The 9806-nt window shown below is 38.5% G+C and carries 12 protein-coding genes and 2 pseudogenes; 9 read left to right on the top strand and 5 right to left on the bottom strand.

What is annotated here, in order from left to right:
* Nucleotides 1-730: IS66 family transposase (locus CBG25_RS03700; protein WP_290604254.1), on the top strand; the 730-nt coding region annotated here is incomplete at its 5' end.
* Nucleotides 731-769: 39 nt separating this feature from the next.
* Here the strand turns inward: CBG25_RS03700 and CBG25_RS03695 are convergent.
* From CBG25_RS03695 to typA, 4 genes and pseudogenes are all read right to left on the bottom strand, one after another.
* Nucleotides 770-1303, bottom strand: a pseudogene (locus tag CBG25_RS03695) (bifunctional GNAT family N-acetyltransferase/hotdog fold thioesterase); the annotation flags it as partial.
* A 40-nt stretch (nucleotides 1304-1343) separates the two neighbouring features.
* Entirely contained in the window at nucleotides 1344-1781 is a 438-nt protein-coding gene (dtd, locus tag CBG25_RS03690; RefSeq protein ID WP_290604600.1) for a D-aminoacyl-tRNA deacylase, read from the bottom strand.
* 62 nt (nucleotides 1782-1843) lie between these two features.
* Nucleotides 1844-2465, bottom strand: a pseudogene (yihX, locus tag CBG25_RS03685) (glucose-1-phosphatase).
* A 671-nt stretch (nucleotides 2466-3136) separates the two neighbouring features.
* Nucleotides 3137-4960: a ribosome-dependent GTPase TypA gene (typA, locus tag CBG25_RS03680; protein WP_290604598.1), complete on the bottom strand. Its 1824-nt coding sequence runs from the start codon at nucleotides 4958-4960 to the stop codon at nucleotides 3137-3139.
* Nucleotides 4961-5368: 408 nt separating this feature from the next.
* Here typA and CBG25_RS03675 point away from each other — a divergent pair, with 408 nt between their 5' ends.
* The 4 genes from CBG25_RS03675 to CBG25_RS03660 all read left to right on the top strand — a co-directional run bounded on the left by CBG25_RS03675 (nucleotide 5369) and on the right by CBG25_RS03660 (nucleotide 7285).
* Complete coding sequence (locus tag CBG25_RS03675; protein WP_366212676.1) at nucleotides 5369-5878, top strand: site-specific integrase; 510 nt, start codon at nucleotides 5369-5371, stop codon at nucleotides 5876-5878.
* Nucleotides 5879-5886: 8 nt separating this feature from the next.
* The gene (locus CBG25_RS03670) at nucleotides 5887-6099 is read left to right on the top strand and encodes an AlpA family transcriptional regulator (protein WP_290604597.1); all 213 of its coding nucleotides are present in this window, start codon (nucleotides 5887-5889) and stop codon (nucleotides 6097-6099) included.
* A 73-nt stretch (nucleotides 6100-6172) separates the two neighbouring features.
* Nucleotides 6173-6457, top strand: coding sequence for an AlpA family phage regulatory protein (locus CBG25_RS03665; RefSeq protein ID WP_290604595.1), 285 nt, complete (start codon nucleotides 6173-6175; stop codon nucleotides 6455-6457).
* Nucleotides 6458-7000: 543 nt separating this feature from the next.
* Complete coding sequence (locus CBG25_RS03660) at nucleotides 7001-7285, top strand: AlpA family phage regulatory protein (protein ID WP_290604593.1); 285 nt, start codon at nucleotides 7001-7003, stop codon at nucleotides 7283-7285.
* 446 nt (nucleotides 7286-7731) lie between these two features.
* On the opposite strand, the gene CBG25_RS03655 is transcribed toward CBG25_RS03660, so the two are convergent.
* A complete protein-coding gene (locus CBG25_RS03655) occupies nucleotides 7732-7923 on the bottom strand; it encodes a hypothetical protein (RefSeq protein WP_290604591.1) in 192 nt (63 codons plus the stop codon).
* A gap of 362 nt (nucleotides 7924-8285) precedes the next feature.
* On the opposite strand from CBG25_RS03655, the gene CBG25_RS03650 reads away from it, so the two are divergent.
* From CBG25_RS03650 to CBG25_RS03635, 4 genes are read left to right on the top strand one after another with little or no spacing between them, the layout of a single operon-like run.
* Complete coding sequence (locus CBG25_RS03650; protein ID WP_290604589.1) at nucleotides 8286-8474, top strand: hypothetical protein; 189 nt, start codon at nucleotides 8286-8288, stop codon at nucleotides 8472-8474.
* The gene (locus CBG25_RS03645) at nucleotides 8471-8674 is read left to right on the top strand and encodes a hypothetical protein (RefSeq protein ID WP_290604587.1); all 204 of its coding nucleotides are present in this window, start codon (nucleotides 8471-8473) and stop codon (nucleotides 8672-8674) included. The genes CBG25_RS03650 and CBG25_RS03645 overlap by 4 nt, the downstream gene beginning before the upstream one ends.
* Nucleotides 8675-8699: 25 nt before the next feature.
* Nucleotides 8700-9266, top strand: coding sequence for an ORF6N domain-containing protein (locus tag CBG25_RS03640; protein ID WP_290604585.1), 567 nt, complete (start codon nucleotides 8700-8702; stop codon nucleotides 9264-9266).
* Nucleotides 9259-9576, top strand: a complete 318-nt coding sequence (locus CBG25_RS03635) for a hypothetical protein (protein ID WP_290604583.1) — start codon at nucleotides 9259-9261, stop codon at nucleotides 9574-9576. The genes CBG25_RS03640 and CBG25_RS03635 overlap by 8 nt, the downstream gene beginning before the upstream one ends.
* Nucleotides 9577-9806 lie beyond the last annotated feature (230 nt).

Below are 9806 nucleotides of genomic sequence, written 5' to 3'. Positions count from 1 at the left end.
GTATGGCACCGGCAGTGATGTGCGAAATGTGGAAGATAACACGCCGCACCTGGTTATCTACGACTACCAAGACTCGCGCAGCGGGCGTTGCCCGAGCGAATTCCTGGTAAACTATACGGGGTATCTGCAAGTTGATGGCTACGCGGGTTATCATGGCACGGAAGCTCAACTCGTTGGCTGCATGGCGCATGCGCGCCGTAAATTTGAAGAGGCTCGGCGAGCCCAGCCGAATACCAAAGTAGGCAAAGCCATTTGGGCCTTAGGGTTAATTCAGAAACTGTACCGGATAGAAAAAACGTGTCAAGGGCTTTCTCCTGAAGAGATTTACCGACGGCGACAGAGCGAAGCGCGTCCATTGATGGAGGAGTTTGAAGCCTGGCTATCAAAGACGAAGGTGCTCCCGAAAGGCTATCTGGGTAAAGCCATTGGTTATTGTCAAAAACAATGGCCAAAGCTGATGCGCTATCTGGAGGATGGTCGTTTGAGTATCGACAACAACCGCGCCGAACGGGCGATAAAGCCTTTTGTAATTGGTAGAAAAAACTGGCTGTTTGCCAATACGGAATCGGGTGCCCATGCCAGCGCGCTATTGTACAGCTTGGTGGAAAGTGCACGTATCAATGGACTTAACCCGTACGATTATCTTTTGGCGCTGCTGACGGCGCTAAAATACCCAGATGAGGATATCGACTGGAACGCACTACTACCCTGGAAAATCACCTTACCTTAAACCACGCAGCAGCGCACTGTGTGGTTCCAATGACGCTTACTTTATTCCCATCTTTTCACTTAACGGAATTTTTTCGTGCCAAATTTTTTGTAATTGATTACACCAATCAGGTCTACGTAAAATTTTATCCAGGGTTTGCACCTTTTTTATCATCAAAAAATGCTTCACCGGTGTAAGAAGCTGGCTTGCAATAGGACCACGATTTTTAAACCCTAAACAACGAAAAAAAGGAACAGCCTCCTCACGGACACTAGAAACAATTCTTTTTACACCTTCCTGACGTGCAACTGACTCCAATGCCATGGCAATCAGTTTTCCTAATCCTTTGCCTCGCATACTGGGATGAACAGATAAAAAACGGATAGCACCTTCATCATCTGCATTTATATACAACCGACCAATGGCAAGTATTTGACCGGCTTCATTCACTATCATCTGATGATGCGCCGTGGAATCATAACCATCTTTTTCAGAGCCGGGTGGTTGATGGAAAGGTTTACGCAACATCTCCCAACGAAACTGATAATAATTTTTAAAATCGGCTTCTGTTTTTGGTACTCGTAGATGGTACATAAAATTCTCTCCTTTTAATAAATAATGGCAGAGTTTATAACTAAACCTGCAAGTAAAATGTTACTGGACCATTATTCGTTAAACTAACTTGCATATCAGCAGCAAACTGTCCTGTTTCTGCTTTTATTCCTCTTAATCGGCACTGCTCAATAAAATAATGATATAGTGCATTAGCTTTATCGGCAGTTGCACTATTTGAAAAGCTAGGCCTCATTCCTTTTTTTGTATCAGCTGCTAAAGTAAATTGCGAAACAACCAGCAAACTGCCACCTACTTGCTGAATACTCAAATTCATTTTATCCTGCTCATCGTTAAAAATACGATAACCAATTATTTTTTCACACAACCGTTGAGCTTTTTGCTCATTATCCTCTTTTTCAATAGCCAAAAACACTAATAAACCTTCTGCAATTTGGCCAACACATTTTTCTTCAACTATTACATTAGCCTGAGTCACACGTTGAATTAAGGCAATCATACAAATCCTGTACTAAAACAAAGATAACATTAAACTAAGTATTATTTCAGTCATATTGATAACTACTGTTTGGCAGGGATGCTGAAATCATAGTTAGCAAAATATTTTGCGACACTATTTTTATCGCTAACATGCCAGCTTTTAATACCGAACTGTGCGGCGGCAGCAGCAACATTTTCCTCGCTATCATCAAAAAAAAATAGCATTTTCAGCAGCAAATCCCTCTGATTGTAAAACATATTTATAGATTGCCACATCAGGTTTACGCATGCCGAGATCTTGGGATAAGTAGAGAAAATCTGAAGAAGCAGCGATTTCAGGATAATGACTAGGCCAATAATTTTGATGTAAACGATTAGTATTGGACAAAATAACCACACGATGTCCTTGCTCACGTAAACGGGTCATAATTTCGATTACATCATAACGCAATGAAACGAAAATAGCGTTCCATCCCAATGCAAACTCTTCAAAAATTAATGATAAACCTAACTTTTCACTGGTAAATTCAGCAAATTCAAAATCAGAAATTTTATCACATTCATGTAGTTTCACTGTTTCATCTAGTTCAAAATTTTGCGCCAAACTGGCGATAGGGATCTTACTTAATTCACTCCAAACCCGTAGCGCTCGATTAAAGTCGATATTAATAATTACATTACCCATATCGAAAATATACAGCATAAATTTTCTCCATAGTGACTGATATAAACTTTACTATATCATTATTAAAAGGATCAAACAGAAGAAAATAATTATTTGTCAAAATAGAATTTTTTTATAATAAATAAAATTGATCCTATAGGTAATAACATATTTAACGACTAGCTGTGACAAGTGTTACAATTTTAATATTTTTTTAGTTTGAATAAATTAAAATAATCATCAGCAAAACAAGAATAATATATTGAATAAAATGGATAACATTTTCAGATTATATCAAATTATTTATATCCAATCGGCCAATCTCATTTATCAATAAAATATTTTTTATACACAAAACTATCTATTATTTATTTGATTATAAAAGGTATTTAATTGATTTTCTGGTTAAATCTTACACTGCTTTTTTATTCGTGACAGAAAAAAAGCATCTCAAATGTTCAACCCACCTTAATTTAAAGTTATTATTCTAAATTAATTAACTATTATGATACTAAAATAATATTTTATTGTTTTTAATATGATACTGCCACACTGCACTGATTGAACATTTAAAGTATTTTCAACAGGTAGCTGACAGTAAATTTTGTCGTTATGCTAAATAATAATTGGATTTGAGCAATCAATAGATAAAAAAATAAAGGCGTTTAATACGCCTTTTATTTATATTAAATCAAACAATTTTTTGTTATTTAAACTTCTTTATTTCGATAGGCACGACGGCGATCGTTTTCGGTCAAATAACGTTTTCTTAAACGAATTGATTGTGGCGTAACCTCCACTAATTCATCATCATCGATAAATTCTAACGCCTGTTCTAATGTTTTTTTAATCGGCGGCGATAAAGTTGTCGCTTCATCTGTCCCTGAAGCACGCACGTTGGTCAATTTTTTACCCGTTAAACAGTTGACAGTTAGATCATTAGAACGAGAATGAATGCCAATAATTTGTCCTTCATACACTTCAGCACCATGACCAAGGAATAATTTACCGCGATCTTGCAAACTATAAAGTGCATAAGCTACCGCTTTACCTTGACCATTTGAGATCATGACACCATTTTGGCGGCGACCAATTTCACCAGGACGAACATCATCATAGTGACTAAAGGTTGCATACAGCAAACCGGTCCCTGATGTCATGGTCATAAACTCAGTTCGAAAACCAATTAGTCCACGACTTGGAATAATATAATCAAGCCGTACCCGTCCTTTACTATCAGGCAACATATCGCGCAATTCACCTTTACGTTCACCTAATCCCATCATAACATCGCCTTGGTGCCGCTCTTCAATATCGAGTGTAACCTGTTCAAAAGGTTCCTGTTTACGACCTTCAAATTCACGGAAAATAACCTTTGGTCGAGAAACAGCTAATTCAAAACCTTCACGGCGCATGTTTTCAATCAATACCGAAAGGTGCAGCTCACCACGACCGGAAACACGGAAAGCATCGGGATCTTCAGTCTCTTCCACACGTAATGCAACGTTATGCACTAACTCTTTTTTCAGGCGATCTAAAATTTGACGGGAAGTAACATATTTTCCTTCACGACCACAAAATGGTGAGGTATTAACACAAAAATACATACTTACCGTTGGCTCATCAACAGCCAGTGCTGGCAATGCCTCAATATTATTTGGATCACATAAGGTATCTGAGATATTTAATTCTCCCAGACCCGTTAAGGCAATAATATCACCGGCTTGGGCAATTTCAGAATCGATACGCTCTAATCCTAAATGCGTTAATACCTTACCCACTTTACCACTACGTGTTTTGCCATCACTGTCGATAATAGTGATGGTTTGATTTGGTTTGATTGCGCCACGCTTAATGCGACCAATACCAATAACACCCAAGTAATTGTTGTAATCAAGCTGAGATATTTGCATTTGGAAAGCACCCGCCAGATCAACCTGTGGCGGAGCAACATATTTTACAATTGCTTCATAGAGTGGCGTCATGTCTGCCGCCATATCATTGTAATCGGTTCCAGCAATACCATTTAAGGCTGAGGCGTAAATGATAGGAAAATCCAGTTGCTCATCAGTCGCCCCTAAGTTGACAAACAGATCAAAAACCTGATCAACAACCCAATCAGGTCTTGCGCCTGGGCGATCGATTTTATTGACTACCACAATTGGCTTTAAACCATGAGCAAAGGCTTTTTGGGTAACGAAGCGGGTTTGCGGCATCGGACCGTCCATTGCATCAACCAATAGCAGCACACTATCAACCATTGACATAACCCGTTCGACTTCACCACCAAAATCAGCATGCCCTGGTGTATCAACAATATTAATTCGATAATCATGCCATTGGATGGCGGTATTTTTTGCCAAAATCGTGATGCCACGTTCTTTTTCCAAGTCATTGGAATCCATCACACGTTCATCGAGGTTATTACGTTCACCAAAGGTACCAGATTGTTGTAATAATTTATCGACCAGTGTCGTTTTTCCATGATCGACGTGGGCGATGATGGCGATATTTCTTAAATTTTCAATAGACACAAATTGTTACCATATTATCTAACAGGAAAGGATTAAATGACTCTGGCCAAGCAGTAGCTTGCCGGTAGGCATCTACACATATGCTGTTATTTTACACATAATATTGGCGGAGTGAAATAAATGTGAGCTATATCAAGTTAAATAATCCACCTAACCAGGCAGATCATTGTTTGAAAGGCATTTTAAACGATTGAAAAAAATTATTCCTCTGTTAGTCTGCAAATGTGTTTCTTACATTATCACGAGTTTCGCACCAACAAATAAACAAGTTATTTTTAAGTTCAATTCGACATAATATATAATTCGCAAAAATTGCTAATTAACACATAAGTTATTGAAATAAATATATATTTTATATTATAAAATATCTTACGGATAAAACATTATTTTAGATATTTTTAGAACTTTATATGCCTGTGCGAAACTCGTGATATTTTATTGCTGGCTATTTTATTTGGTTGTCGCATGATTGAAATTAGAAAATCGACATGGGATGAATGGGATTTCAAAAACTGGATATGGACAGTACCCAAAGAGAATAGCAAAAATGGTAGAGAAATCATTCGCCCAATACCAAAAGACATAAGACAGTGGCTAGTCAATTTAAAAGCGGTAAATAATACTAATTTAATCCTTGGTAAAATCTACAATCAAACATCTATCAGTACAACGATGGGTAGGTTATGGAAGAAATTAGGACATACTAGATCATGGTGTTTACATGATATGAGACGAACATTAGCGACAAACATGGCTGACAAGGGTGTTAACATTTATGTTATTGAACAATTGTTAGGACATACATTGCCTGGTGTGATGGGAATATATAACCGTAGCCAATATATGAATGAAAAAACTCAGGCATTAGAGGATTGGTTACGCTATCTGAATACATTTATAGAGGCAGATAACCAATGATAAAAATAATGAGTAAAGATGAATTATTGTTAGAGCCTGAGATAGATAGAATGATAAAAGAAGGTGAATGTAAATGGTTAACCAGCATAGGACCATCAACAAGGCACTATATGATAAAAATGGGCAGATTTCCTAAAAGATACGTTTATGGACCCAAAACAAAACTATACCGATTATCCGAAGTTCAGGCTTCGGTAAAAGGCACATGGAAACCTGAATAACTAAAACGTATAAAATTAAATGTCATGAATTGAACCCCGTTTATCGGGGGTTTTTTATTATGGAGAAGAAATAATGATAACGGTTAAATTTACTGAACCTACCAGAGAAGAAAGACAATTTATTTTAGATGAATATGGCGCGAAATATGATCGCCGAATTAGGGAAGCTGAATGTAAGCAGATATCGGGCTTATCCCGTTCCCGTCGATGGGTGTTAGAGGAAGAGGAGAAGTTTCCTAAACGGATTCCATTAGGTAAAAACTCCGTTTCATGGCTATTGAGTGATGTTCTATGGTGGGCGCGCAATCCGCCAGAGGTGAAGAACGTGAATAATCCTTATAGCCGTAAATCACATTGATTAAGGAAAAATACCTTTTTTGGCAAAAGTCCTAAAAAACCTGTATCACCTGTACCAATTATAATTAATCTATTTAATATCAATAAGTTAATTAGGTACAGGTAGATAAAATACCTCTAAAAACCTATAAAGACCTGTAACAACTTAAAGAGGAAGTAGGTTAGAAAAAAAATTCTTTCCTTTCCCTGGTAGGCAGTAATTACCGATAGTCCCCTTTTTCTGACCAAGCAGGATTACAAGGGTTGGTATAGGTTAACGCGGTAACTCATTGATTTAACTTAATTCCGTTGAAACGCCGGAATTGAATTGATAGCGCAATCCAACGATAAAGTACGTAGTTTTTCCTAATCTTCTGAAAAAGTAGCTTATAAATCTCCTAATCAACGATAATGTTTACCCCTTCTAGGGATTAGAACGGATGTTTTAGCCCCTAGACACCCCTTTCTAAGCCCCTAAACGCCCCTGTCTAGCGCTACAGCTGTATGGATATCCATAAATTAAACATTAAAATTCTTTCTGTAACGTTTAACAGAGGATTTATCTATGAGTACTAAATGTCTCTCACCAACTCCGGAAGAACGCCGTTCTATTCTTGCCGAATATGGTGAAGCTTATGACCGTCTTATACGTGAAAAAGAGCGTCAACGTATTACTTCTATTTCTCGCACCACTGCATGGATATTAGAGAAAGAAGGACGTTTCCCCGCACGTAAAGCATTAGGTAGTAATTCTTGCGCCTGGCTTTTAAGTGATTTACTGCTTTGGGTACGCAACCCGCCAGAAGTAAAAAATATTAATAATCCCTACATCCGCAGATTACATAGATAGCTAAATAAAGGTTTAAACATGAATATTCAAAACACGGTGAATAACCGTGAGGGGTTTCTTTACGCCCAAAATCAGCAAAGTGATATATTTAATCGCCTTAACAAAGCGACCTACAAAAAAAGTGTAGGTCATTACACAAAAAGTGTAGTTCAAAATATGAGCAATATAAACTCAGGCATCATTAAAGAGGTGCGCACAAAAGAAAGCATTAAAAACAATACGTTAATTCCATTTGTGCAGTATAAAAAGCAACTTTTGACCTCCCCGAAATTGGGGAGCGCAAAAAATAACCATTCATCATTAAGGAGAACGGTTAGTTATTTAGACAAATTATTGGCTCAGTGTTATTCAGAACATCAGGGAAATTTTTCTCTGATGATGAGGCTACCCGATAATATCGGGTTGGCTGGGTTAGCTCAGTCAGGGGAATATTTGTCTAAGCAATCTCAGCCTTTAGGGGTGATGCCTAAGCGCTTAAGTTCTTCACGGCCTAGAGTTTTTAGCCAGTTTCCTAAAGAAATTCCAGCGTCAGAAGCGACCATTTCAAATTGCGCTTTTAACTCAGGGGATAATCTTATCTGGAAAGTAGGGGATAGCCCTTTACCTTTTTTTGTTATATCTCTTTTTAGTATTGACATGTACGTACGTAACCTTATAGTATATAAATTATTGTGTACGTACTTTATCATAATGTACTCACAAGAAAAAACGCCCTCGTATGGTGCAACGAACACCAATCAAGGGCTAACCACAATGTTAATAGAGGTAACAGTTATGGCTTTGTATAAGTCTACCCAAACTCACCCTAAATTTACAGATACATACTGGATTATCCCTTTAGATTCCAATATTCCCTACGGTAAAGTGTCATTAACCCGTCGTGAGAGCAGATTATTTCGGGTGCTGTTCAAAGATGATCGTCTTGTCTGGTCAGGCCGTAAGCCCATAACACCCCAAAGCATCATAGAGTGCTCCGCTTGTCATGCTCAGGAGGTGGCTTATGCGTAATAGCCCATGCGCTACGCTCTATCCTCATCCCGTAGACAGATTATCGGTCATAGCGACATTGCTTGAGACGATGGAATATTTATTTAACGACCCTAAGTCACAAGACATTGCTTACGCCCTACTCGAATATGCCAGGGACTTGGCTAAATCCCGTCAGGATTTAGAGGAGGTGACATTATGAATAGCGCTTATGCTAACAATGACAATCTTCTTCACTATGCAACCATAACCGCATCTTTGCTCAATTGTATCAATCAGATAGCAGTAGAAAAGGATAATACCCTAGCATTTTATCTATCTGATTTAGTGTTTTTGGCCTCTGAAAGAGCTAATACCCTCGTGACAATGCTAGACGGGGTTAAGGAGGGGCAACATGTCTAATTTTGTTGCTATCCATAATCGTGCCATGCCCGTTGTGGAGTACCAAGGTAAGCGTGTTGTAACCTTTGCCATGATTGATAAAGCATATGACCGCCCGAGGGGAACAGCACGACTCGCATTTAACCGCCATAAAGAACATTTTGTTTATGAGGAAGATTATTTATCAATTCCAGCATCTCTAAAGTATCAATTAGATACTTTAGGAATTTCTGTACCTAACAGAGGGTTAACGGTTCTAACTGAATCAGGTTATTTGTTAATCGTTAAGTCATTTCGTGATGATTTGTCTTGGAAAATACAGAAAGAGCTAGTCAATGTTTATTTCCGCCGTAACACGTTAGGTGAACTCCGTCATGTTGAAATTCCTTCGCTTGAAGAGTTAAGCCAGATGAAACCGGAGGAAGCACAACATGCTGTCGCTAAGGCAGAGAAGGACTCTTATCTTGGTCATGGTAAGCCAGGCAGTGCAGCGATGACACTCCGCCGTAGAGAGCTTAAGCGTCTTCGTCCGGCAACGCGCGCCGTTATTGAACTTTCCCAATTGTCTATCTGTGACTTAGGTGATTTCGCTAAGGAGGCTCCTCATGGCTGATATTTATCATTACCTCATATCAGATAATTTACAAGCGATGAGCACTAAAGATCTAAGAGAAATGAAAGGCGCTTGTGAGGCAGCGTTTGACGGGATTATGTCAGGGCTAAAAGCCTTTGGTGAATGTGCGTATTGGGCGTGTGGCAATGAAAACTATGCCGATAGTCAGGCGAAAGCGGATTTATGCCGGATGAGTGAGGCGTTGATGTGCTTACCTAAAATTGCTCAGGCACTGATTATCAACGCAGAAAACGCCCAGTTTACCCTCTATCAGCGTGAAGGGTTCCCTGTGTCGGAGGGTATGAGATGAGCAGTGGTATAAAAACAGTGGGCGAAATGCTCCACAACGAACAACCATTAATCACTTTTAGCGATGCGTGTAACTTAGGTCGGGATAACACCTTTAACGCTAAAAACTAGTTGCTGAATAGAGACTTGCATTTTTTGTCACGCTATTGAGAATAAAAAGAGGTTTAACTTAGAGAATAAAGGTTTGAAATGATCAACAAAGAGCGGCTGTTACGAGATAATCGTTTATGT

It is taken from the genome of Arsenophonus sp. ENCA, assembly GCF_002287155.1.
Lineage (GTDB): Bacteria > Pseudomonadota > Gammaproteobacteria > Enterobacterales > Enterobacteriaceae > Arsenophonus > Arsenophonus nilaparvatae.
The sequence above is the reverse complement of the archived record's forward strand: the minus strand, read 5'-3'. Positions and strand labels throughout refer to the sequence as shown.

Excerpts from the sequence above, each read along its gene's own strand:
- dtd (WP_290604600.1), bottom strand. The coding sequence starts at position 1,781 with ATGATTGCCTTAATTCAACGTGTGACTCAGGCTAATGTAATAGTTGAA.
- CBG25_RS03670 (WP_290604597.1), top strand. The coding sequence starts at position 5,887 with ATGAGTAAAGATGAATTATTGTTAGAGCCTGAGATAGATAGAATGATA.
- CBG25_RS03665 (WP_290604595.1), top strand. The coding sequence starts at position 6,173 with ATGATAACGGTTAAATTTACTGAACCTACCAGAGAAGAAAGACAATTT.
- CBG25_RS03660 (WP_290604593.1), top strand. The coding sequence starts at position 7,001 with ATGAGTACTAAATGTCTCTCACCAACTCCGGAAGAACGCCGTTCTATT.
- CBG25_RS03655 (WP_290604591.1), bottom strand. The coding sequence starts at position 7,923 with ATGTCAATACTAAAAAGAGATATAACAAAAAAAGGTAAAGGGCTATCC.
- CBG25_RS03650 (WP_290604589.1), top strand. The coding sequence starts at position 8,286 with ATGCGTAATAGCCCATGCGCTACGCTCTATCCTCATCCCGTAGACAGA.
- CBG25_RS03645 (WP_290604587.1), top strand. The coding sequence starts at position 8,471 with ATGAATAGCGCTTATGCTAACAATGACAATCTTCTTCACTATGCAACC.
- CBG25_RS03640 (WP_290604585.1), top strand. The coding sequence starts at position 8,700 with ATGCCCGTTGTGGAGTACCAAGGTAAGCGTGTTGTAACCTTTGCCATG.
- CBG25_RS03635 (WP_290604583.1), top strand. The coding sequence starts at position 9,259 with ATGGCTGATATTTATCATTACCTCATATCAGATAATTTACAAGCGATG.